Below are 25,082 nucleotides of genomic sequence, written 5' to 3'. Positions count from 1 at the left end.
CTTCACTCCCCTTACCTTGTGTGTTAAGCCGCCGGTTTGGCTAGTTTTAGCTTGCGCAGGGTCGGGTCGGACGAGACGTTGTCATCCACAATACTGCCTGCTTGGATTTCCTGCTTGAGCTTGGCGTAAAAGTCGTCGATCGTGAGCTCGGTTTTGCTCCATAACACCTTGGGATGCGCTTCATCACCCAGCTTGATAAGCAGGTCAACAAGATAGTTTTTAGGTGCTTCGAAAAGTTTCATGTAGGTTGTCTTGCTCGATTTCAAATCGCTATTCTTGTTGCCGGCTTTACGTGTACTGGCCTGGCGTTTGGGTTTATTTGCTACTAGTTGTCCACGTTCGACTTGAATCTGTTTTAACAACACCGAAGCTAGTTCGTCTTTGGGGTCTTGTGGCACCAGCTCACCGCGGAAGGCTTTTGCTAGAAGCGATTCAGTTAAACGGTCGATGCGTTTTTTTGCTTCATCGTATTGCCTTTCAGCCGCATTGGATAGTGCGAAAAGAGACTCGACACGACGGACAATTTCTTTCTGTTCTTCTAATGGAGGTATAGGAAGAGGGTATTTTTTTAAAGCTTTTCCTGTTAGATGTTTAATGGTTGTGCCTGTGAAAAGTAATGAAAGTCTATTTTGGCGCGCGTCATTTTCGATGCATAACAATGCAAAGTCCGCAAGCACACTTCCATCGAAACGAACTCTATGCAACGCTTTTTGGAAAGTTAGTTCATTGTCGCCGCCTTTCCATACCGCGCCGCGGCCAGGTTCGCCCCCTTCACATAACAGGAGGTCACCGTCATTAATTTTTAGCTCCTCATATTCCTTCTCAGATAGAAGAATCTCTTTTAAATCATTTAAGTCAAATGCCCCCCATCTAACGTTGATATTCCCGAGGTACCGAGTGGGTTTTCCGAGATTCTTAGTTTTATCCAACATTTTCCCTAATCTGGCTTCTGACACTTGTGGTAGTAGCTTCAATTGCCAGTTGCTAGGTAGGTTTTTAAATTCCCATGTGAGAGAATCTTCACGACTGCCTACGTCCCCCCTCCATTCTCGAGTTAGCTCACCCGAAGCAGCGGTGGCGAGGACGGATTGCCGGAATCGTTTAAGCAGGAGGGGAATGTTCTCTAATCGTGCCTGAGCCGCATTGACTTTGGCGAGTAAGCTATCAAGTTTATTCGCAATGCAAGTCTGTTCGTCTAAGGGGGCGAGTGGTACAAGTATCTTGCAATACTCCTTAAACTTCAAATTTCTAAGATTATTACTGCCTCCCTGATATTTGGTAACTTCGCCAGACAAATAAAAGCTTTTTAAGTAATAATTCAAGTATGCCGAATTTATTTTTGAGCTAGGCTTCGCCAGGCGAATGAAGTTCGTACAAACGTTTGGAAGCTCGTCCCTCACGGCCAAAGATTTTGAATCAATCAACACAGTTCGGCCAACAGGTTGATCTGGTCCCCCGCCAGAAACCTCGATTAAAATATCACCTTCTTCCAAAATTCTTTTTTCAAGGCTAGAAACTTTAACTTTACGACGAACTTTTGTTGCGCCCTTTTCTTGTTCCCAGTGTCTGAATTCGGTACCGCGAATACAAAAAACCTCAGTAAAACCCTCACCTTCGAATTCTGGATCTTCGCCCCAGTCCCCACCGATGACAAAGTTAAGTAGTTCTTCTAAATGAGGGGTTTCCCAGCTTTTTGGTAATTCTCTGATCACAGAATAACCTCTTCATTTTCTTCTGCTGCGCCCAGTTCCACCAAGATCGCTTTCAGTTCCAGCATCGCCCCTGCCATTTCCTCCAATACTTCATTTATCAACGCGTCAGGCTCTGGCAGATTGGCGCTGTCTTCGATGCTGTTATTTCGAATCCACGCCAAATCCAAGGAATCGTCCTTAGCACGAACGACTTCACGGCTGAAGCATCGTAAACGGCATGTTTCGACATCACCAATGTCACTACCTTCTGCATGTCTCTTAACAAAATTCTGGCGCGATTTCTCATCTATTTGGGTAAGATCATGGCCTACGGCTTCATAGAACTCCTCAAGAAGTTTTGCACTAAACTGAGTGCGCTTGCCAAACTGCGGCATATTGGCGCGTAAGTCATAGACCCATACATTTTTAGTATTACCTTTGTCTTTCTTTGGGTCTTTAGGTTTGTCAAAAAATAATACGTTTGTTTTAACTCCAGCCGCGTAAAAAATACCCGTGGGCAAACGAAGAATAGTATGTAAATTACACTTTTCCATTAAGTCTTGCCGGATGATTTTGCCTGTACCTCCCTCAAACAACACGTTATCGGGCAATACTACGGCGGCGCGACCACCAGGTTTAAGCATAACGTGGTATATCAGATGCAAAAAAGCCAGTTGCTTGTTGCTGGTGTAGTGAATTAGATCATCCCGCGTAGGAATACCGCCTCCCTGCTTGGTGCCAAAAGGCGGATTGGCAAGAATCAACGTAGCCGAGGGGAGTTGCTTGCCTTCATTGCTGAGTGTATCCCCATAAAAGATGCCGGCATTTTGGTCGTCAATGGCAAGATCGTGCAGCATCAGGTTCATCATTGCCAGGCGACGGGTGTCAGGCACCAGTTCCATGCCAAAAAATGTTTTGTGCTGGTATTTGTCGTAGGAGATCTCATCCAGTGCTTGAATATTGTTGTGGGCATTAACGTAATGGTGAGCGCTGATTAAAAAACCGCCTGTACCCGCGGTGGGGTCGACTATGACATCGTCCAATGTCGGCTTCATTAGATCGACCATGGCGTTAATCAGTACGCGCGGGGTAAAGTATTGGCCGGCGCCGGATTTTTTCTCAGTGGCGTTAATTTCGAGCAGGCCTTCGTACATATCGCCCAAACCTTCAGTTTTGGCGCTGTACCAGTCGAGCTTATCAATCTCCGTAACCAGTTTGTTAAGAGTAGCGGGTTTGCGAATAACGGTGCTGGCGTTGTTGTATATTGCTTGGGTAATCAGCGAGCCGTGGCTGCCCAGATGAATAAGCAGTTTTTTGTATTCGTCTAGCCGAGAGGCCGAATTATGGGCCTCCAGGTCGATCCAGCGGTAGCCCGCGGGGATATGTTCTTCCTGCCCAGTTTCATCGACCATTTTGAGGAAGACAAGAAAGGTTAACTCGTTGATGTATTCGTGATAGGTAACGCCGTCATCCCTGAGCAGATTACAAAGGTTCCAGAGTTTGGCGACGAGGTCTTGAGTGCTCATAATGCTATTTGCATCCTATAAATTCCCGACTATGCAGAAATAAAACAAAGTTAGTTCCACAGTGCTAGATTAAATCGTTCCAGCACTTCGACTACGGGTTTTCCAAATAATTTGTCGGCGCGTTTAACGCCACCCTGATGTCTAAATATACCCTGATTCAGGTTTGCCTCATCGACGATAGTAGTGGCTTTCGTTTGTACTGCGATCAAATGCAACCACTCACGCTGCGGGGTTTTCCACACTTGAGACTGCAGAATTTTTTCCAGCGCTTGATCAACTCGTTGCTCCCAAGGGATTAGAGCTTCTCCTAATGCGGCTTGGCGAATGAAGCCGATGATGCGCGCGGCAATTTCTTCCTGTTTTACTTCTTGCCAGGCGGTTTGCAAATCCTTTTCGCGAAAATGATTGAGGTCCAGCTCGACCGCAAGCTCCTTTAGACTTTGGCGGCTTAGGGTCCAGGGTTTGTTGATGACTGTTTTTATCGCTTGCAACCGGTTGCTGTTCGCGTTGATAAAGTTTTGAAAAGCATTGAGATAATCTTCGGGTTTTTTACCTTCACCATAACCGGTCGTGGTATGGGTGAATTCATCTTCACCGTCGTGAAGCACCAGGTTTGGTTTAGCGCTGCCTCCGCTGCCTGAGAATTTTTGATCTAACAATTCCCCCAAACCAGGATGGTTGGTAAACCATTCGGCGACTATTTCTAGCGGCATGGATTTGAGTTCTTTGGCAAATTCCGCAGGTGGTTTGCCGACGATAGTTTCAAATTTTTCAGCTTGCTCGTCGCTTAAAAAATTCTTCTTTACTTGAAGTTTTGCAATAAATTGTTTTTTTGCTAGGTCTTGCAAATCTGGGGCGGTGGCTTGGGTCATTTCCACTGCGAGTTCACTAAATTTGATGTTAACGTTAGTCACCACCGGCTTCATGGTGTTGACTTTCTCTAACTGTTTGTAGATATCCACAGCGTCGTAGACACGAAATGGGCCTTTGCCAATTGCAGGACACAGACGGGTAGCGCGCCCCAACATCTGTTCAAACAAAATACGGTTGTTGACTCGGCGTAAAAACACCAAATTGCAAATACTGGGGACATCTATACCGGTTGTTAACAAATCAACAGTGACTGCGATATTGGGCAAGCGATCGTTTTTGTAGCTGCGGATTTTCGCTAGAGGTTTATCGCTAGCGCCTGTGATTTTTTGCACGGTATCGTCTTCCACTTCGCCATGGTAGTTCTCAATGGCTGCTTTGAAGGCTTCGACGACATCGTCAGCGTGTTTGTCGGTGACGCAGAAAACTAGGGTTTTGGCTGGTGAGTAGGGATTAATCGAATCGCTTTCGATCAGCCATCGAGTGACGGCTTTGGTAAATTCTGGGGCAATGACCTTACGGTTAAAGTCAGCCACATCGAAGTTTAGTTCATCAGGTGTTTTGTAAGTTTCAATGCTGTTTTTTTCAGCATCGTATACCTTTACATCTTCGTTCACGGCATACTTGATCCCTCGCTCGGCCAGCTTGGTGTGAATGCGAACTGGCGGCAGGTGATCGTTCAAGTGGCCATCAAGTACGGCCTCAGTATAACTGTAAGTGAAAACCGGCGGGCCAAATATATCGGTGGTATGCAGAGCCGGTGTTGCGGTCAAGCCGACTTTAAAGGCATCAAAGTATTCGATAACGCAACGATATTTTGATTGGTAATCTTGCTGGTCGCGAAATAGGATTTCAGTGTCACTTAACTCGCGGTCGAGCAGGTATCCCCGATGGCACTCGTCTACCACAATGCAATCGTATTGGCCCACACTTGGTTTATTGTCGTTATCGCCGGGGTATAGGAGGCGTTTCACCAGCCCCTGTACAGTGGCGACATGCACTTTAGTGCCGTCGTCTGGTGTGATCTTTGGCGCTTTGTTTTGCTCCATCCCCATCACCTCAAAGGTGTCCGCAAAGGTGTTGAGGTTTTCTAGACGAACTTCACTAAAATCATCTGTGGCTTGAATGCCTAGCGCTGAACGGTCAACCAAAAAAAGGATACGACGAAAACGCTCTGCTTTTAGTAATCGATAGATCATGGCTATTGCAGTTTTGGTTTTCCCGGTGCCGGTGGCCATGGCAATTAATGCGGTTTCTTTACCTTGTTTTATACAACCCTCGACCGCTTTGATTGCATCAACCTGATAGTCGCGCAGCTTCAGGTTGTAATCAAAATCCATTATATCCAGCTCGGCTTCTGCCTTTTGTGGAGTTTGTCGGAGGTAGGTTTTTATTTCTTGTGGTGTGTACCAGCCTTTCAAAGCTTTTCGGCGGTTACTGTTATCACGTACGTCCAAGAACCAGATCCCGCTTTCTCTTTCTAGCTGCTTTAAATAGGGACGTCCGTTAGTGGCGAAAGTTAGTGGAACCTTAAATTCTCCATAGCAAGTTTCGATGATAAAAGCATTCTGCTCTTGCAGCTCCTTAGCATAGCGTTTAGATTGATCGATACTGCCATAAACGCTTTTTGCACTCTTTTTCGCTTCAACTACTGCAACGGGAGTCATCCCCATAAAAAGTACGTAGTCAGCGGGGCCGGAGCCTGATGGCCATTCAGCAATAGCTCTATTTTCATTGGGTACAGGGCGCGCGCCCTTGGAGTATTTGAGATTGACGCTATCGGCTTCCCAGCCCGCAGAAATCAGCTGCTCATCGATTAAAATACGGGTTTCGGCTTCGTTAAGTTGTAGAGTGTTTTTTTCGACTCGCCGGATTTGTTCGGCCTGCTGTTGTGGGGCTTGACTTTGGAATGTTAGTTTATACATAACATTCGCGGCATCCATCTTTGCACGATACTCGACTAGCTTGGCCTCATGTTCGGTGGCGATCTCTTCCCACACCTTACTCTCGCCAGCCATTTTCTCGGCGCGCTGCTCCTCGGCTGCGGCTTTAAGTGCCTCTATTTGCTTTAATTGTTCCGCGTGGGCCAAACGTTCTTCTGCGGACCTATTTTGCTTGTGTAGCTCGAGTAGCGCTTCTTCGAGCTGACGCACTTTTTCCGAAGGGTCCCTCGGCTTAACGAAGGGAGTGAGCTTAAAATCTTTGGCTTTATCCCCGCCAAAGCTGATATGAAACCAAGCGCTTAGTGCGTGCCCCACCTGTAGAGCTTTGAGTGCATCTCGATGGGTCGAAGATGTAATATCGTGAGCCGCAGGATTGCCCAGCTTTCTAAGAGCGTGGAAAGCATCTTTTATTTGAATATCTAGCCTTAGGGTGTAGTCCAGATCGCGCAACAAATCAACTTGCTTGATGTCAGAACCGGATTCGACACCGACACGTGAGGCGATGGTTTTAGCTAGCTCTTCTCCCAGCTGACGCATTTTTATGAGTGTTGTATTAGGGTCTGGTACAAAGCAGGTTTCGGCTGTTTGGGCTAGGCGAACCAGAAGTTCATCATGGTGTTTGAGACAATCAAAGTTGCTGCTTGCCATTTATAACGCTCCTTGTTTTTTTTGTAATTCGCAAAAGCGTTCAAACTGATTTTTTGCCAATTTTGATGGTTGAGTCTTACCGTTTTCCCAGCGGTTGACAGTTGCAAAACTCACACCTAATTCTGCGGCTAAATTTTCCTGCGACATAATCAACTTCTTGCGCAGGGCTTTGACTTCGCTGGCAAAACAGTTAAATTTTTGCGTCATGACTTGGCCTCTGTCTGCCAGCAATACAAATCTGAAGTACGTACTCAATATAACATCTGTTATGACAGGTGTACATTGGAGCGCAGCTCATGGTTAGCTCACCTTCGACGTAGCACACTGAAAGCTTCCGGCCTTGGGATGGCTTTACTGATCTGTTGTTGGGTTAGTTCAATTCTGCTCAGTGCCTGCGCATCGATCTCATGGCTAGTGCCCTGGGAGAAAAATTGGTCAAAAGTCGCAGGTTTTGCACCGCGCCAGCCAGCATATCCTCATTTGATGCACAATCGTCCAAGCGTTTGTCGAGATGAGTGCTAATCGATATGCGTTCCCTACGCAATGCTGTCAGTGGCTGGACTCACCTGCCGAAAGGCATCCAGCATTCGGTGGCTCGAATGCGACCTTGTTGCCGGCCAGTGTTGATCAATGCGTCGAAGGTTCCAATTTTTCATTGGGTATCCTCTGCTCCGAATAAAAGCAACAGATCAAAATTAAGAGTTATATTAACATGACAATCTTACCTAGTTCGTTAAACTGCTCGGCCACGACCGCTCCGAAAAAGTAGCCAGGTAATCAAGATTTAGTTCACCGACCTTGATGACAATAGTCTCAAGGCGAATACCCACTTGCGGCTAATTGCTTACTAACCTCCTCCACGACCGCTCCAATCTTGGCCCCGTTCTCGATAGTTCGAAAAGCCTGCCTGTGCTGCTTTTCTATACGTGATAATGATACTTTCCTCCGAGCTTATTAAGCAGTTTCAACCGTTTTCGAGTACTAACACCCGATTATCCTTGCAGCACGACGATCTGCAGCTGGTCGACCTGCGCTGAGACTCTCCGATCTGCATCTTTGACTGTACGTCGGATGCATATAAGTCTGTAAAGGTGAGCCGAAGTAGAGCTGCCGTGCATAAGGGCACTGGGGGCTTCTTCGATATCCTGCCGACGGAAGGTGCCATAGTTGCTTTGCCCATGAACAACTTTCGATGAATCTATAGCGTGATTGGAAGGGATAAAAAACAGATATTTCAAAAACTTGGGATGATCATGAACATCTGACATCGCCCATAAGTTAAATCCGGTCACGCCTGAGCCTCGGCCCTAGCTCGAATGCATTTGCCTTAGCCGAGAATCAGAAGGTGGTGTCGGTGAGGTGGCCAGCCATTCAGGAGGACTTGAAGTGGTTTGCGCTAAAGTCTTTATAGAACAACAGCCAGCAACGGGAATGTCCTAATTTTTGCCTTATCTCGGCATGATCTCTGGCTGGCCTAGCGAGGTGAGCCTGTCCCGTGGCTTTGCGCTAGCCTTGTCGTCAGCCCAACCTGGAGCAGATGATGTCGTTGTTGCATGCCCTTGATCTTCGGCTAGCCGGCCACCTGACGCGGCCACGCCCCGCCCCGGCCACAGCCAGCTGCCGGCTTTCCCGCCGGAACACCTCGCCGCCACCCTGCGGGTGGGCGATGTGCTGCTGGTAGAAGGCACCAGCCGCCTCTCCAGCGCGATCAAGTACCTGACCCAGTCCACCTGGTCGCACGCCGCGCTATACGTCGGTGACCGCCTGGGACCTATGTCCGGCGCTAGCGAGCCGGTGCGCGAGCTGATCGAGGCCGATGTAGTGGCCGGAGTGCACCTGGTGCTGCTGGCGGACTTCCTGGACCAGCACACTCGCATCTGCCGTCCGATCGGGCTGGATGAGACCGACCTCGCGGCGTTGCTGGATTTCGTGCGCGGGCGGCTTGGACAGGGCTACGATCTGCGCAACCTGTTCGATCTTGCCCGCTACCTGGTGAGACCGCCGCTACCGGGGTGACTGAAGCGGCGGATGATCGCGTTTGGCAGTGGTTCCCCCCACTCGGGCGATCTGTTCGACGTTGCTGGCACAGGCTTTCGAGTCAATCCACTATCCAATCCTGCCGGAGATCGACAGCCGCGATCCCCTGCATCCGGCGGTAGAGCAGGCGTGTCGCGAGCTGTTACACATCCGCAACTACAGCCTGTTCGTGCCACGCGACTTCGACGTCTCGCCATACTTTCGCATCGTCAAGCCGCAGTTGCAGCAGTCCTTCGACTTCCATCATTTGCAGTGGGCCGAGGCCGGTAGCTCCACGGACGTGTACGAATTCCCACCGCGAACTTCCAGTTGAACGACCTCAACCTTAATGTTCGTCTTTGGGCTCCAGGGGTGGCTGTACGCCAGAGCGCGCGCGGCGGCGGGCTAGCTCGGCTCGCTTGGCCCGATCGATGGTGTCATCCTAGATAGCTGCCTGTCGCTCCAAGCCACAGTCGTCGCTTAACTCCTAAGTTATGCGACGACTCACTCGGGCTTGACGGTAAAGGCTGTGCGATGTCGCGTGAGTCTGTTGCAGGTGCTCAATTCTCTGCGACATGAAATGCGATAGATGTGGCATTGAGAAGGAGGGATGTTAATCCGATGCTCGGGCACCCCCACTCAGGGCAAAGATCTGGAGCCGCAGCAAGGCTGCGCTGGCGAGTTTGTATCTGTCACGACTAACCTGTTTGGGTTGTTTTTTGCCATTGTGGCGGTGTTTTTCGAGCAGGTTTATCCGCAAGAGAATATCCACGCTGAGATAGATGGGCAAGCGAACCTGGAGGATTGCCTATCCACGACTCGAGCGTCAGATCAGCAATTCTCGGCCGTTCCCTAATCGCTTCCAGACCAATAGCGCGGTGAGACGATAGTAATACCAGGTGGCGTCGGAATGGTCTTTCAGATGCTGAGTGAGAAACCAGCGCACATGCTTGCGCTGCCAGGTCCAGGGATTGTCTCGCTGCCATCGCTGCTGAATGGCCGCTTGCATGACTCGGGCTTGGCGTAGGTGGCGTTGCTGCGTGGCCGTCGAGCCGGTCAGTACGCCGCTCAGGAACAGCGCCATATCGAAGGGTTTGGTCACGCTCGACCTCCAATGTAGGCCGAAACTACATCGATTCGGTTATGCCCAAGCTCAAGGCTGATCTGTTGCCGCGCCTGTTGATCAAGGTCGCGGTCAATGCGATAGCAGTGGCCGCCGTTGACTGGTGCGGTGTGGCCAGTGAGTTGCTCGTAACGCTCGCAGGCGTAGGCCGCTCGCAGTTCATGGAAACCCTTCAGTCCGTGTTCATGTAGCGTTTCGCGGGCGGGGAGCACGGTTTGGTGCAGGAATACGGCGTAGCTTTCGTCTCGGGCCAGTAAGTTGCGGCTGCGGGGCAGCGACGTATAACGAGCCAACTGTAGTGCCGCCTTCACCGCTTCATTGGCCACAACCCATCGCGGCGCTGAAGCTCCTGAGCGGCCGCCTTTGGTGCCGTCCTGGATGTTGATGCGGCCTAAGTGAGCGGCTTCGCGCTGCAAGCGTGGCAGGTCAGCCAGGATCGCTTCGCGCAGTCGCATGCCAGTTGCTCGGGCCAACAGGACAATCGCGGCCACCCGCTCGTGGTGCTGTTCGCCAAGTGCCTCGAGTACTCGCCGCACCTGTTGCTGGTCTTGGCCATCCGGCGCGCGGGTGCGTACGCTCGAGCGCTGCAGTCCTAACGCCTGGCTCGGGCTAGCGATCCTCACGTCCTGATCACCGCGCAGCGCAGCGAGGGTGCGGTTGACGCTGCTCAGGCGGTTCTGCGCGGTCGCGATGCAGAGTTCACCTTGCTGGATCTGCTGGCGCAGATACGCGGCGTAGTCTTGCAGCGTCCGGCGATCGATCTGGCGCGCATCGTTGTAACCGGGACCGTCCTCTGACCGACACCAACGCACGAATGCTTGCCAGCGATCGCTATGCGCTTTGACCGTGGCGAAGTGGCCGCCGGCAAACAGATCCTTGAGCGCTTGTGGGCCGGCGTAGCTCAGCTGACGACCGTAGCCAAAGTTGCGACCATCACGTCGACCGACCAGTGCCATTGTCATCACCGTTTTCGTTTGTCTGCAGATAGAGCAGCAGGGCTTTCCAGTGGGGGCTAAGCCTGTCCACTTGCTGCCAGTGTGTCGGGCGGATCAGGAGGGCGTTCTCCTGGTGTTGCAGCAGTGCCCCTTCTTCGCGCAGTTGCTCGATCAGCAGGGCAAGGTTGGCTGGCTCCAGGGGTGGTGTGGCGACAGCGGCGACAGTGGCGACAACCCTCGTTGTTTCTGGCCCGGCGCGTGGCGACAGGCTGGCGACAGAAGCGGCGACACGCCGCGATTCAGGTGGCGATTGATGTTGCGCCTTGTAGCAGCGCACCGCGTCATTGAGGCGGAACATGGCGGACCTCGAAAGTTTTTCCGTCGCGGCTGCTCAGCCAGCGAAAAGTGATCAGTACGACCAATAAAGAGGCGGTATGGTCAGCGCTCTTGCGGGCAAAACGAGGACCGTTGCGATTGACGTCGCGGACGGTGAACTGGGTCCAGCCTTTCTGCACCAGCCAGCGCAGCAGCCGATCTGCTTCCTCGCGTCGGCTATTGACCGGCTCTTGTTCGGTCAGGCGTTGAATCTCGGCCAGGTAGTAATCCATCAGCGTGGAGGCACGCTGGATGTGTGCCTCGTCCAGCGCACTGGCCTCTTCAACCATGGCCAGCACGCCCGCGATACGCAGTACATTCGCCGCCGCCTTGCCCGCCACAGACTGGACGCCGGCCAACTCGCCGAACTCGCCAGACTGGCACTCGATGGTGTCGTGAATATCTATCCAGGCACGACGGGCGCGGGGAGTCAGCTCCAGCGTGGCGGGATTGAGAGAGCCATCCTGGTGAAGCGGCCAGGGCTTTTGCAGCAGGGCGGTGATCCGCTGTTGGTAGCGCTGGACTTTGGTATCTCGGGTCAGGTCGATCGCCTTGTAGAGTCGTTGGCCGGCCAGGCGCTCGGGCCAACTGATCAGGCAACGGCCGAGGATGCCTTGGCCATTGATCACCGGGTCTTTGAACAGTTGGTTGGCCAGGTAGGGCTGTAGCATCAGATGTAGACTTAGGTGACGGTCATAGGCCCGCAGACTTTCCCCCGCCATGGAGCGCGCCCGATCGATCGGGCTGCCATCCCACAGTGTCGACAAGGTGGTGATCGCCTTGAGTAGGTTCTCTTTGCTCATGGTGCTGCTGCCCAAGAACTGACCACCTTCATCATTAAACAAGCCCATGCTGGGCAAGCCATGGCACAGGCTTTTGACCAGGGCCTCAATGGTGGGGTCGGCAATGATCAGTCTCGGCGGTACCGGCTCGGACAGCTCACCGCCTTCCGCCTCCGCGTGTTTATTTGAGGTTTTGGGTTTGGCCATGATGTTGGTAGCGGCGCGATAGGTTTTGAGCTTTTCCGCATACAGGGTCCACTGCTGTCGTTCCCAGTCGCGCGCCGCCTTCAGTGCCAGGTGATCCACCGCGCTTTTGCGATCACCCGAGGACGCCACCGTCAGTAGGTAGAGGGACAGCGGATAAGTTCGGCCGTCGAGTTGGGCATTGGCATGGCCCTGGCTCACCAAGGCCGTGGTAGCCAGCACCGATTGCGCAGCCATGGCGCAGGGTACGCCGATCACCTCGGCCAGTCGTTCGACCGCAGGGCCCAACAGATCCCCGAGTGCTTCGACCGGGTAGGGCAGTGGCGCCTGCTGGTATTCCAGCAAGGGTTGTGGTGGTTCGAACGCTTCGCACAGTTGCATCGCACTTCTCCTGAGACTATCGACGTCGTCCTCACTCATCCCGCCACGGTTGTTGAGTGTTATCAGGGATCAAGGCCCCTGCGACCTGTGAGGGTTGTCCACTTACGCGGGACTGACGGCTCCTTACGACCGGGAGCGTGGGCATCTCATGATCTGGCCTCCTGAACACCGATAGCGGTGGGCGGGTGGAGGCTGCACTGGCTGACGAAACCGGCACCGCGAGATCCTGAGTCGGGTGAAGGCAGCGAGGTGATGACCGGGGCATGCCTGACTGTCAGTCAGGTGCAGTCCATTCCGTGGGCTGCGGCACCATCATCGGCATCGCTGTGGCGAGTGAGCATTCGATGTTTGTCATGCCGATTGTCACGAGGGGGAAAGCCGCAAAGGCCCGTGCGAGCAGGGCTGCAGCAATGGTAGGAGCGCCGGTCTCTTTCCTGAAGAAAGAGACGGGCACGAGTTGGCGCAGCGAATGAGCCAAGCGGTGGCGTTGCTGCAGGGCAGCAGAGTGGAGAGCAGATGCTGCGGACGTCATTGATGTTAAGTAGGCATCCATCACAGCGAGTGCTGTGACCGTGCGAGCTGCCGGACGCTAGTCGCACTTGGGGAGAACCACCCACCATGTGGCGTAGCCTTTTAGGTTCGGGCTACCTCTAAGGGTTGCTGTCGATGACAGCGGCTTGCGCATTCATTCGTACGCCGGTGGCCAAAAGTGGTCAAGCCTTTAAACGATTTCGGCGATAAAGTGGCGACTGTCGCCACTTTTGTCGCCACGCTCCAGTCCAGGCAGGACGGGGGTTGTCGCCACTGTCGCCGTTGTCGCCATGAAAAGGTCATCGAGCTGCTAAGGACCATAATCGTGAGTAGTGTGGGATGCGCGATTAGCCGTTCGTTGTCTTTTAAATGTGAGCCCCTGCGCAGGGGAATGCAGAGCCTTCCCCTGCGCAGGGGCTTGGCCGGAGGGGAGATCTGGCTACAGTCGCCACTTCTGGCGCCATGCTGCAAGCCACGGATTACGCGCGTTGTCGCCGGTGTCGGCGGCCTACCGTATGGGTAGGATGTTGCGGTCTTTGGTCACATTGATCGCCCTAACCGACAGGCTACAACCTTCTGCGAGGGGTAGTTCATCTCGCATTGGTCTGGGCGACACATTCTAATGCAGGGTTAAGGCAGGCTATGCCGGCCGGGCTTCTTAACGGCCGGTTATAGCAATGAGCCATCTGGTAAGTTATGGTCGTCAAAGAGATGGCGGCGTGTAGCCGCCATTTTTCATCCTCTTTAACAAGGAAGTTGTGATGTCCGAAGCGAAGGGTACGCTGCTCAGGCAGCTCGCTTTTTTACGACTAATCCCACGAGAACCTCAGCGTCGCGCGACCACTACGTTGCTGGAAAACTGCACGAAGAAGGCATCTCAATAAGTTTGCGTATGCTGCAGCGTGATCTGGACAGCCTGCCGGGGCCCTTTGGTCTGGGCGAAAAAAATACGGGTGCATGCATCGTCTAGCTGGCTGAAGTAACAGGGATATCGAGAACTCGATGAGCAAACTATTTACGTTCAGCAGCCTAGGAAACGAAAGCCACGGATCGAATGAAGCGAATATCTTCATCCACGGTTATAGCGCCGGCCATAGTGTTAAAGACCGGCAAACCTTGCTGGCGAGCATTCCTGAATCCATTCGATGCCACACGAATATTTTCGCCTTCTGGCCGTCCAGCCATTTTGCCCGTTTCAATCGGACGTCAAAAACACTACTCAAGGTTTCAAGTGACGTGTCGTTGCCGATTTGTGCCGCCGTGGCTGCTGTCGATCGTGGCTCGCATTTTTGGAAAATACGCTCGCGAGCCGAGGAAATGGGCGAGTCGCTACTCGACCAACTGAGCGAATACTTGCGCGACCACCACCTTGGTATCAACACGATCAACCTGATCGGTCATTCGCTCGGCGGGCGTCTGATTATCAGTAGCCTGAAAAAACTTGTCGCCGCGCAGTCACATTCGCTCGCCGTCAATGATGTGTTGCTGATGGCTGCCGCTGTCACTGTGGAGCCCGCCGAGGCGCATCAAATGCGCGGTGTGCTCAAAGGCCGTTTGATCAATGCCTATTCCAAATCGGATTGGACGTTGCTGAAGAATGCAGGGGAAGTTTGCCTGGGCCGCAACGAGGTTGAGCATTTCGAGAATATCCGGATCGCCGGCTTCGGTCACAGCGACTATTGGAAACATCTCCCTGAGGTGCTGACCCAGGTACGGTTCAAAACCACCTCGCAAGTTCAAGGTTTAGGAGTGCTGGAGGAGGGGCTGGCTACCACCGTTCCCCTGCCTGAACCGTTTCATTTACAGGAAGTAAGCACGATGACGCTCGAACTCAAAACGGCCAGCGATATTTATCAGCACGTCAATGATGAGCTGGCGCGTATCGCTCTGTCGCTGAGCAACCAGACGACCGATCCTGCGTTGAATCTGGCACAACAAGACGCGCGAGAACTGCTGAACGAGCAACGAACCACGTTGAAGGCACAACTCAAGGAACTCCAGGAAAACGCCGAGTGGAAAACCTTCACTATCGCGGTGTATGGCGAAACCGGTGCGGGAAAATCGACCCTTATTGAAACCCTGCGCATTCTGCTGCAAGAGCCTACCAAGGTCGCCCATCAACACGCATTCCGTGAGTTACAAATCAAATACGAACTAAGCGAAGAGAACTTGCAGCGCATGCAACAGGCCGTTGAACAGACCGACGTTCAGCTTGCCGGGCTGGCGCAACAGCTCGACAACACTACCGAGCACCATAACCGCCTGCACAGCGATGCTCTTGATGCCATTAGTTCCCTCAGGGCGCTTATTGCCGAGCGCAAGGAAACCGCCTCGCTCTGGCAGAAGCTGATTCGTTTGTTCAAGCCAATGCCGGAAGAGGCGCAACTGGTACTCGCCGAGCAGCAGCCGCCATTGGTGGCTGCCGCCCGTGACAGTGCCATTGAGCCGTTGCGCGCCCAATTCAGCGAAGTGGAGCGAGGCAAACACGCGCTGGCACAACAACTCGTGCAACAAACGCAGGAAAGCGAAAGCCACTTGGTAAAGCTGCAAACGTTGGGCGACGGCGAAATCATTGGCGATGGCCGTGCCGATTTCACCCGCCAAACCCAGCGCTACGACTTGAAGCTGAACGGCCAACCATTCGCCTTGCTGGATGTGCCCGGCATCGAGGGTAACGAGGGGCTGGTGGTCAGCCAGATCGAGAAAGCCGTGCAAACTGCCCACGCCGTGCTTTACGTCACCAACCAGGCGGCGCCACCACAAACCGGTGACGCGCAACGCAAAGGCACTCTGGAAAAAATCAAGGAACACCTGGGCGCGCAAACCGAGGTCTGGACGATTTTCAACAAGAAAATCACCAACCCTAAACACTCGCTTACAAACCGCCCGCTAATCTCCGAAGACGAAGCCGTGAGCCTGGAAGGGCTCAACGAGAAGATGCGCGGGCAGCTTGGCGACCACTACCGCGAGGTGTTTCCCCTCTCGGCACTGCCTGCGTTTCTGGCCTCAACCGATCACTTTGCACCCAACTCGCAAAATGCCACTCGGCGCACCAAGATTCTTGCTGACTTCGACGCCGAAGAACTGCTGGAAAAAACCCGCTTGCGCGCGTTTTTGTACCTGCTCAACGGCAAGCTGCTTGATGGCAGCGAAGCCAAGATAACCCGGGCCAACTTCCATAAGGCCAAGGACGCGTTGGACCAGACGGTTACAGCGCTGAAAGAGCTCAAAGGCAGGTTCAGCCAGTTGTTGGAGAACCTCCGCCTGGACGGCCGCAGTGCCCAGGTGCAATTGAAGGGCAGCTTTAAATCCCTGAAAAAACGCCTGGAATCAGCCGGTGAAACCGAGATAGATCAGTTTGTCAGCGACGTGCGAAATGCGATGTACAAACTCATCGACGCCGACATCAGCAACGATGAGTTCAAGCAAGCGTTCCGCGACACCATCGACGCCCAGCAAAAGCAACTGAGCGATCGGCTTCCGGGTGCCATCGCGAAGGAGGTCGAGCGCTTCCAAAAGGAAGCCGAAGACATTCTTGCCCGCTTCGAAGCGCAGGCCCGCGAACTGACTGGCATCTACGCCAAACTCGGCAATACCAAGCTCAATGGCAAGTTCGGTCTCAAGATCAAGATCGACAACGGCATCAAGGTCGGCACCCTGTTGATTGGCCTGGCCGGCAGCATTGCTGCGGCGATCTTTACTGGCGGAGCCGGCTTGCTGGCACTTGCCCCCGCGCTCGCCGGCCTTGTTTTATCCTCTTACAAGGCTGTAAGAAGCGCGTTCAGCCCCGACTACAAGAAGTCTCAGCAGCGCGAGGCCGTTGATAGCAACCTGCGCGAAGCCACCGGCCAATTACGCACCTTGCTCCACGACGGTTTGAAAACCGCCTTGGCGGACATGGAGAAAAAAATCAGCGTGCTGGAGCAGGCACTTGAAGCCCCCATCACCCAGACCGCCAGCCTGGTGCAGCTACTGGGCCAATCGACCGATCAGCTAACTAACATTTCCCGCCAGATCGACAATGCAGGAACCCTGTAATGGAAAACACCCTCGATACATTCAAGGCTCAGCAAGCGCGTTCGGTAGAGCTGCTTGGCAAACTGCTCAAATTCCTCGATCAAGGCGAAGCCGCCGGCGTACTTGTTGACCCGGCGCTAAAAGGCAAGCTGAAAACCGCCATCGACAGCGTGGCCGGCGAAAAACTCAAAGTGGCCCTGATTGGCGGCTTCTCCGAAGGCAAGACGTCTATCGCCGCGGCCTGGATGGAAAAGCTGGATAAATCCAGCATGAAAATCAGCCACCAGGAGTCGTCCAATGAGGTGAAGGTGTACGAAGTGGGCGACGACTTTGTATTGATCGACACCCCCGGGCTGTTCGGTTTCAAAGAACAGGTAAACGCCGAAACCAACGCCATCGAAAAGTACAAAGACATCACCAGGAAATACGTGAGCGAAGCCCATCTGGTGCTCTACGTAATGAACTCCACCAACCCGATCAAAGAGAGTCACCAGGACGATCTGGTGTGGCTGTTCCGTACCCTGGACCTGCTGCCACGCACGGTGTTTGTCCTCAGCCGTTTCGATGAAGTGGCCGACGTCGAAGACGAGCAGGACTACCAGACCAACCTGGCGGTGAAACGTACTAACGTCACTGGCCGCCTGCGCGAGCTGGTGGGGCTGAACGAAGCGGAAGTTGGCCAGTTGTCCATCGTGGCGGTGGCGGCCAATCCATTTGATCTGGGTTTTGATCATTGGCTGGCCAATATCGGCCAGTTCAAAACGCTGTCCCATATCGCCAGCCTGCAATCGGCAACCACCAGCAAAATCCAGAACAACGGCGGCAGCGCCGCGCTGGCCGGCGAAATGCACAACAGCGTGATTCGTGATGTGCTGAACAAGCAGCTGCCGGTTGCCATCGAAAACGATCAGAAAATCTCGCAGGAAGTGAGCAAACTCCGCGAGCTGAAAAGCCGCTCTGAAGACCAGTTGGAAAAGACCGGGCTAGAGATTGAAGCTGTTCGCAGAAGTTTGAGTTCCTTCGTAGAACGCTATTTCACTGACCTGATCATGCAAGCCAAGGGCAGCAGCCTGGAGACTTTCGGCGACTTCTTCGAGCGCGAAATTGGCGCCGAAGGCATCGTACTGGCTACGCGTTTACAGAACGAATTCAGCCGCCAGACCGAGTCCATCACCCTTGACGTGGCGAAGATGCAGCTTGGCTTCGATACCGAAATCAACCATTTCAACACCAACGTCCGCGCGTTCGGCAAACAGGGCGTTAATCACCTGCTTAAAGGCAACGTGATCAACAACACCACTGTATTGGCCGCCCGCGACACCCTCGTCAGCGCTGGCAAGATGGTAGGCATGGAGCTTGGCTCACTGCTGAAATTCAAACCCTGGGGCGCAGTGAAGTTCGCCAAAGGTGCCAACGGTGCTCTGGCCTTCCTCGGCGTAGCCATTGAAGTCTGGGACAGCTGGGAGCAATACAAGCGGGAAGAGGCGTTCCGCACCTCCATCGCGAAGATGGTTGAAGACTTCGAGAAGCAGCGTAAGGAGCTGATCGGCCTGATCAACGCCGAGCAATTCAGAGAGCAATTCTTCGACAAGTATCTGGAACTCAAAGACAGCGTCGCCATGCTCCAGGACAGCCTGAAAGACAGCAACGAACGCCAGCAACGCTTCCAGGCGTGGCGTGTTGAGGCACAAACCATCGATGCGCAGTTCAAGGTGCTGAATTGAATGCCGAGAGGCAGTGAAACGGGTATTGAGATGGGGGGCGGCGGAGGTGTTTGCCCCCTTTGCGTAACGCCGGTTAAAGATGCCCAGTGGCGCTGCTGCAAGGCAGGCCGAACAGTGGAGCAATGTGCATGATCGGCTGGATTCAGCTATCAAGAAGTGCGGTGGCCAGGGCCGAAGAGGCACTAAAGTCCGACTCCCAGGGGGTGCTTGATGAGGTGGGTTTTCTAGCCCTGCATCAGGCCTTTGCTGATCGTTTTTTTCCGGGTACTTCGGTTCTGCATACACGCTTGCGCTATGTGCTGTTTGTACCTTGGTTAATGATGGCAGCGAAAGGCAATCCAGCGGTGCTGCGTAAGAATGAGTTGGCCCTGATACGGCAATTGAAAACACACCCTGACGCCAGTAAAGGCGTGATCGGCGGCACCAACTTGCTAGAACTGCCTAGCCAGACGCCCTCAATGATTTATTGGTCGGCCTTGAGCCGCTGGGGGATTCTGCGCCCACGTGCCGATGGCGTGTCGCTTTCGAGAAAGCAAATACTCAAGCGCCTTGAGGCCATGCATCAACAAGCCGGTAATCCCCGCCAGGACGTAGATGGCGAGCCGTTGTTTGAGTCTGAAACTTCGCCCTTTGCTCAATTACCGGCAGCACCACCTGAGCTGTTGAAAGACAACCAAACGCTGGATTTTCGTTTGAGCAAGGATGAGCGCGCGTTTGTTCGCCGTCAGCTACTAGGCCTGCGCCGTACTCCCGAGTCGTCGGAGCAGAGCCTGCTGGCACGCCTGGTAGAGAAACGCCTGCCAGTCGCCGATATCGATGAGCCTTGGGACCCGAGGATTTGCGACGTGGCTGCCGAAGATGATCGGCGAGCTTTGCTCTTGGCAAAAAACATGTCGGCGTTGGCCTGTATTGGTCGCGCGGTATATGCCGCGTTGGTCGAGCAGTTGAAAGCAGGTGAGAGTCGAGAGTGTCCTACCCTGCATCGTGACCGGCTTGAACAAGTGGTTGAAATCTACGGCGAAGCGGCTCTTGCTCTGGATATTACGGCGCTTGAGGTAACCATTCCCGGCCTGTCCGCGCCACTGCGAGAGGTTATGCGTGCTACGCAGCAGTGGCTTGACTCGGACACCGCATCGTTCTCGATAGTGCAGCAAGTCTATACGGGCGCTGAGCGTGCGAGAAAAGGAGCGCGTGCGCGGTTACCCACAAATTTGGCAGGCCGCAAGCGCCGGGCGGAGTGGGAGAGTGAAACGCATCCTTTGGCCAGACCCCTGCATTACCGCTGGGACAATGTTCGTACGTTGTTAGAGGATTTACGCAATTGACCCCGCATCTGCCACATGTGGCGGTACTTGATCACTTGCGCCCACCGCCTGGCTGGCGAACCGACAGGGCAGTGCTTTCGACCTACTCCGCGCACAGCTCGGTAGTGGCGGCGGCACTGCTGGCCCTGGCCGGGCAGGACGATGAGTCGGCTTCCGGTACGCGGGTCGGCCTGGTGCGTGCGTTAACCGAGCTGCGCGACAACGTTCATATTGTTGTGCAAAGCGGGCGATTGACCTTGCCTCCCAAGCCCGCTTCGGTTGTGGCGTTGTTCGACCGTTTTATCGTGCAAGCGCCATTTGATGAGGGCTCTGCGGGAGTGCATAACGGGCAGTCCTGGCACGCCAAGTTTGCCCTTGTACGCTATGTGCCTGCCGACCCTTCAGTCAGCGATGAACGCTGGGTTTTTATGCTTGGCAGCCGCAATTTGACCCTGGATATGTCCTGGGATCTTGGCTTGGTATTGGCAGCTGGAAGCCATGAAGGCGTTAAAGGTGAAACTGTTCCTCAGGTGATTGCTGGAATTGGAACCTTGGCCGCGTTGTTAGCCAAATCGTTTCCCCAACTCAGGCAATGGTCGGGGCTCTCCAAAGCAATAAAGCAAGTGCAATGGCAGGTGCCAGTGGGTCTGCTCGTGGCGGAGCTTGAGTTAATGCTGCCGGGTGATGCAGCGCGCCGATTGCCATCTGCCCCAGCCGAGGTAAATCAGCTCTTCGCCGTTTCCCCCTTTCTGGAGGGCGAGGCAGTACGAGCATTGGGGAAATGGGGCGGCGCTCACACGCAACGCCAGTTGTTATCGATACGCCCGGAGTTAAGCCGGCTTGCAGGGCAAGCGGGTAAAGCACTTGATGGTTATGCCCAATTACTGGTGCTGCCGGAACCTGTACTTGATAGCGCGGCAGACACGTCGTTAACGGTAGATGGAGAAAAAGCGCCTGCTGACCAGACCGGCCTGCACGCGAAATTTATCCATGCCGAGCATGGCGCGGGCCATACCTTGTGGCTGGGCAGCGCCAACCTTACGCAGCGGGCCTGGAGTAGAAATGCCGAGTGCGTCGCTCGCGTTGAAATCCAAAAATTGGCCAGCGCGGCAAGCGACCAATTGTTAGCCGGGTTGCGCACATTTGCGGATATGGCGATGCAGGTGCAGCCGGATGCGTTGCTGCAGCAGCCTGCGGAGGATACGTCAGCCATCAAGCTGGCCCGTGCGCGCGTTCATGTCGCCGCTCGTTTGCTCGGCGCAGAGCAAAAGCGCGAGGTGGGCGTGGCCGTAATCAAGGCTAATGACCTGCCCCACCCCGTTGAGAAGGATATTTCACTTTTTTGCGGACGGCTTGTGGAAGAGCCCTCGCTTTGGCCTCGCAATACCCACGTCCTGAAGCTGCCAGAGACTGCCGAACTGGCCGCGAACTCGGGCTGCCTGCGAGTGAGGTTGGTTTTGGGTAGCGAACAGGTTGAATGGGTGCAGATGGTGGAGTGGAGTCCGGGTCTGGACCAGACGCGCGACGATGCCGTGTTGAGCGACTATCTGGGCCCTCGTCAGATGCTTGCTTGGATTCATGATGTGCTCACCGGGTATTCCAATGGTGATGAGGGCGGCAGCTGGGACGACCAGCTGAAGAAACCCCTGGTCAGTAGCGCTCCTGCTATCGGTTTGCCCAGCTTGGAGCAAGCGCTACGACTGTGGGTGAAAGACCGTTCGAGGCTTGATGAAGTGGACCGCATTCTTGCCCTGTGGCAGCAGCGAAAGACGACCGTGCAGACAGACCCGAAAATGGAAGAGCAGATGCAACGCTTCGCCAGAACATGGGGCGCGTTGCGTTCCGGGTTGGCCATGTACAAGCGGCGGAAAACCACATGAGCATCAAGAAAAAACCGTTCCAGGAAGCCACGATAAAGGCTGCGCTCAAAACGCTGAAAAAGACCTCAGGTTCGCGGCGCTTTCTGGTTGCTGACGAAGTGGGTTTAGGAAAGACTATCGTGGGCAGCGGCGTCATCGAAGGGTTGGCACGAGCGGCTTGCGACCAGCCGTTCTCTGTGTTGTACGTCTGTTCCAATCTAGGTATCGCCAAGCAAAATATTGATCGGTTGTTAACCTTCTTGCCTGAAATTGAGCGTAAATCAGCGATTGCTACAGTGGATCGGCCCAGTCTGTTAGTCACTCGGGATAAGCCGTTACACCAAGCCTACAACGTTTATTCGCTGACCCCGGCAACGGCCATCCCAACCCGTAAAGGTCAGCGGCAGGATGGCCGTAAGGAAGAGCGCGCATTGGCGCTGGTGATGCTGCAGCAGATTGTACCTGCACTCGGTACGTCCCTTGAAGATGCCCTGAGGGGCAGTGCTGACTCGTTTACGGATTGGGTTAATTACTATCGTCAGCAGGAGCAAGATGGAAAACTGGGCGGCGCGGAATTCCGGCGACGTTTCCGCGAGGCTTTGCGAGAAACATTGGGCATGCTCCCTGGGCAACAATTGCCCTCCCGGCTCAAGCAGATGTTGGGCGACGAATCGCTGCGTGCCGAGCTGCGGGGTATGGCCCGTACCGCACTCGCCATCGCCGGCCTTCAAGGCATCAATCCCGGGCTGGTCATCTTCGATGAATTTCAGCGCTTTCGAGATCTGACTGACGAAGATGCGGCTGATGCCGATGACGCTACGCGCGGCCGCGATAGAGCGGCGGCACTGGTGTTGAACCATATTCGTGGGAATGCCGGGGTGGGGCCAGCTTTGCTGCTGTTGTCCGCCACGCCTTACACGCCCTATCGCGGTCGCCGCGAACCGACAAACAACGATGAAAACAGCAGCCATCAAAGCTCGGATTTTTTCAACCTGGTCGGCTTTCTCGCCGGTAGTCAGGCTCACGCAATAAAAACCAAAAAACTCTTCAATGACCTTAGCGAGGAACTGCGCAAAGGCCTGACCGACTCCGATCGAGGGAAAACAATTCGAAAAGAATTGATCGCAAAACTATCGCCTCTGATGTCTAGAACCGAGCGACCGCAAAAGCTCCGTAGCGATACCGCTTCCCTGGATGGCGCGGCGATTATCGAGGAAGAACTTCTGCCTTGCGATATCGATCAGTTTTGTCAGATGCACGAGAGCTTCCAGGCTAAAGACCACCCTTGGATTCTGCCACTGTGGCAATCGGTGCCCTTGGCGCTGCAGACACTCGGTAATCGTTACTCTGCCTGGAGCAACAGCAACGGTCCGGTACGTGCAGCACTGAGCAAAAGCAGCAGGAACCGATATAAACTGCCGCCTGCGTTGCCTCATCCTGGTTTGCGTGCACTGATGAAGACGATAGGCGGGCAACGGTTATTACAACCTTGGGCGGCGCCTTCACTACCCTGGTGGCCGCTTGAAGGCGGTTGGAAATCAGTCGCTGGTGGAGAGACTGCGAACAGCAAGCTGCTTGTATTCAGTCGTTACCGCGCGGTGCCAGGCGCGATTGCCGGATTGGTCAGCTTCGCTGCGGAAAGCCGGTTGAGTAAAGCGCTTGGCGGCGACAAGCCGATCAGCTACGAAAAAGCCAACAAGCGCCGTTGGTTGCAGGCAGAAAAAAGCAGCACAGACTTGCTGGACCTGTTTCATCCATCCCCCTTTCTCGCTGACCTTGAGCCGTTGGCAGCGGGCATCGGTGCGTTACCGTTGATGAAGCAAGCCATCGAGCAGCAGTTGCGTGCAAAGCTGGACGACCTAGGTGTGTCTGTTGTCGCAAGTCGCAACACTACGCCTCGCGACATTCGGGACGTTTTGGCTGCTCTCGAAAGCAGGGCAGGTCTCTGGGATAACTCGCAAGCAGCATGGCAGTGGGTGTTGGAGGAGGACCCATCGGACGGGCTGCAAGTTAGCGTGAAGAAATGGGAAACTGCTGCGGCGAAGGCGTGCAGCGAAATCACCGAAAAGGAATTGTCCACGTTGACGGCTTTGGCGCTCGACTCTCCGGCCGTCGTTCTGTTAAGGGTGCTCCGTCGACACTGCCCTGATGCAGATCAGTATTTGCCTCGAATAACTTCCGTTGCCTGGCGGCATCTACGTACCTATCTCGATAAAGCGTGGTTTCATGCAGTGCTCGGTGCTCACGAGAGTGCGATTTATCCACAAGCAATTCGTAGTGCCGTGATCAATGGCAACTTTGAGTCTGTTCTGGACGAGCACTTTTGGTACCTGCGCACAGGCGGTTCAAACGACTGGGTAGAGCTTCTCAACGAGTTTGGCCAGAGTCTCGGGCTGCGTGATGCCAACACCACTGTCCACGATAAACGTATAAACGAGGAGCAGCGCACTTTTACCCTGCGCTGCCACGTAGCTGTGCCTCTGTCTGAAGGGCGTGGTCAAACCTTACACATTGACCCTGACGACAATGAGCAAAATATGCCGTTGCGTTCTGACGAGATCCGAAAGGCCTTCAACAGCCCGTTTTGGCCGAATGTTCTAGTGACAACTTCCGTGGGGCAAGAGGGCATCGATCTTCATCCTTGGTGCGATGCGCTGGCACATTGGGACTTGGCCACCAGCCCAGTCGCGCTCGAGCAGCGCGAAGGGCGAATTACCCGCTTTGCCAGCCTGTCCGTGCGCAGGGCCATTGCCGAAAAACTGGGGAAGAACCTCAACTCAAACCCATCAACCAGGAGCCCTTGGTGCAGATTAGCGAAGCTTGCCGATGAAAAGCTAAGCAGTGACTCCGGGCTGTCGCCCTGGTGGGTCGTGGAAGGAGCACGCAGCCACAAATATTTTCTGGCAGTGCCGGGCAGTGAGCAATGCGAACGCTACGAAGCCCTCATCAGGGAACGCGCACTCTACCGGCTGGTGCTGGGAATGCCGGATCAGGCGGACCTGATGAGCATTCTTGATGCTGAGAACCGCAGCCTTGATCAGGCTAAGGTACGCGAACTGTGTGTGGACTTGTGTGCTTATAGTCTCAGTAAAGTGGCGCTGGACTAGAGATTTCCATACACAACAGCGTCCTTTAGAGGACGCAAAAGTGCTG

Annotated in this window: 15 protein-coding genes; 7 read left to right on the top strand and 8 right to left on the bottom strand. The window is 54.1% G+C overall.

Annotated elements, in window-relative coordinates; genetic code table 11:
* Positions 1 to 23 precede the first annotated feature (23 nt).
* The 4 genes from H8F22_RS32980 to H8F22_RS25845 are packed head-to-tail and all read right to left on the bottom strand — an operon-like array spanning position 24 to position 6,885.
* Positions 24 to 1,712 (bottom strand): restriction endonuclease subunit S, encoded by a 1,689-nt coding sequence (locus H8F22_RS32980; protein ID WP_194940837.1) that lies wholly within the window; start codon positions 1,710 to 1,712, stop codon positions 24 to 26.
* Positions 1,709 to 3,217, bottom strand: coding sequence for a class I SAM-dependent DNA methyltransferase (locus H8F22_RS25855; RefSeq protein ID WP_194940836.1), 1,509 nt, complete (start codon positions 3,215 to 3,217; stop codon positions 1,709 to 1,711). Before H8F22_RS25855 ends, H8F22_RS32980 begins: the two co-directional genes overlap by 4 nt.
* A gap of 50 nt (positions 3,218 to 3,267) precedes the next feature.
* Positions 3,268 to 6,678, bottom strand: coding sequence for a type I restriction-modification system endonuclease (gene hsdR / locus H8F22_RS25850; protein WP_194940835.1), 3,411 nt, complete (start codon positions 6,676 to 6,678; stop codon positions 3,268 to 3,270).
* On the bottom strand, positions 6,679 to 6,885 hold the full coding sequence (locus H8F22_RS25845; protein ID WP_194940834.1) for a helix-turn-helix domain-containing protein: 207 nt from the start codon (positions 6,883 to 6,885) through the stop codon (positions 6,679 to 6,681).
* Positions 6,886 to 8,346: 1,461 nt separating this feature from the next.
* Here H8F22_RS25845 and H8F22_RS32720 point away from each other — a divergent pair.
* Both H8F22_RS32720 and H8F22_RS32715 read left to right on the top strand, forming a co-directional pair.
* The gene (locus H8F22_RS32720; RefSeq protein WP_324188467.1) at positions 8,347 to 8,694 is read left to right on the top strand and encodes a C40 family peptidase; all 348 of its coding nucleotides are present in this window, start codon (positions 8,347 to 8,349) and stop codon (positions 8,692 to 8,694) included.
* 22 nt (positions 8,695 to 8,716) lie between these two features.
* Positions 8,717 to 9,028 carry a hypothetical protein gene (locus tag H8F22_RS32715; RefSeq protein ID WP_228758943.1) on the top strand — a complete coding sequence of 104 codons (312 nt, stop codon included), beginning with the start codon at positions 8,717 to 8,719 and terminating at the stop codon, positions 9,026 to 9,028.
* A 492-nt stretch (positions 9,029 to 9,520) separates the two neighbouring features.
* On the opposite strand, the gene H8F22_RS25835 is transcribed toward H8F22_RS32715, so the two are convergent.
* From H8F22_RS25835 to H8F22_RS25820, 4 genes are read right to left on the bottom strand one after another with little or no spacing between them, the layout of a single operon-like run.
* Positions 9,521 to 9,796 carry a hypothetical protein gene (locus tag H8F22_RS25835; RefSeq protein WP_194940833.1) on the bottom strand — a complete coding sequence of 92 codons (276 nt, stop codon included), beginning with the start codon at positions 9,794 to 9,796 and terminating at the stop codon, positions 9,521 to 9,523.
* Positions 9,793 to 10,773, bottom strand: a complete 981-nt coding sequence (locus H8F22_RS25830) for an integrase domain-containing protein (RefSeq protein WP_194940863.1) — start codon at positions 10,771 to 10,773, stop codon at positions 9,793 to 9,795. Before H8F22_RS25830 ends, H8F22_RS25835 begins: the two co-directional genes overlap by 4 nt.
* Complete coding sequence (locus H8F22_RS25825) at positions 10,751 to 11,110, bottom strand: hypothetical protein (protein WP_194940832.1); 360 nt, start codon at positions 11,108 to 11,110, stop codon at positions 10,751 to 10,753. Before H8F22_RS25825 ends, H8F22_RS25830 begins: the two co-directional genes overlap by 23 nt.
* The gene (locus H8F22_RS25820; protein WP_194940831.1) at positions 11,094 to 12,494 is read right to left on the bottom strand and encodes a YfjI family protein; all 1,401 of its coding nucleotides are present in this window, start codon (positions 12,492 to 12,494) and stop codon (positions 11,094 to 11,096) included. Before H8F22_RS25820 ends, H8F22_RS25825 begins: the two co-directional genes overlap by 17 nt.
* A gap of 1,533 nt (positions 12,495 to 14,027) precedes the next feature.
* Between H8F22_RS25820 and H8F22_RS25815 the strand changes: the two genes are divergently transcribed.
* From H8F22_RS25815 to H8F22_RS25795, 5 genes are all read left to right on the top strand, one after another.
* The gene (locus H8F22_RS25815; RefSeq protein ID WP_194940830.1) at positions 14,028 to 17,063 is read left to right on the top strand and encodes a DUF726 domain-containing protein; all 3,036 of its coding nucleotides are present in this window, start codon (positions 14,028 to 14,030) and stop codon (positions 17,061 to 17,063) included.
* A complete protein-coding gene (locus H8F22_RS25810) occupies positions 17,063 to 18,766 on the top strand; it encodes a LeoA/HP0731 family dynamin-like GTPase (RefSeq protein ID WP_194940829.1) in 1,704 nt (567 codons plus the stop codon). Before H8F22_RS25815 ends, H8F22_RS25810 begins: the two co-directional genes overlap by 1 nt.
* A gap of 128 nt (positions 18,767 to 18,894) precedes the next feature.
* Entirely contained in the window at positions 18,895 to 20,091 is a 1,197-nt protein-coding gene (locus H8F22_RS25805; RefSeq protein ID WP_194940828.1) for a DUF6361 family protein, read from the top strand.
* Positions 20,088 to 21,950 (top strand): phospholipase D family protein, encoded by a 1,863-nt coding sequence (locus H8F22_RS25800; protein ID WP_194940827.1) that lies wholly within the window; start codon positions 20,088 to 20,090, stop codon positions 21,948 to 21,950. The genes H8F22_RS25805 and H8F22_RS25800 overlap by 4 nt, the downstream gene beginning before the upstream one ends.
* A complete protein-coding gene (locus H8F22_RS25795) occupies positions 21,947 to 25,036 on the top strand; it encodes a DEAD/DEAH box helicase family protein (protein WP_194940826.1) in 3,090 nt (1,029 codons plus the stop codon). Before H8F22_RS25800 ends, H8F22_RS25795 begins: the two co-directional genes overlap by 4 nt.
* Positions 25,037 to 25,082: the final 46 nt, after the last annotated feature.

The organism is Pseudomonas mucoides (genome assembly GCF_015461845.1).
In the GTDB taxonomy this organism is placed as follows: domain Bacteria; phylum Pseudomonadota; class Gammaproteobacteria; order Pseudomonadales; family Pseudomonadaceae; genus Aquipseudomonas; species Aquipseudomonas mucoides.
Note: the sequence above shows the minus strand (reverse complement) of the source record. Positions and strands in the feature narration are given on the sequence as shown.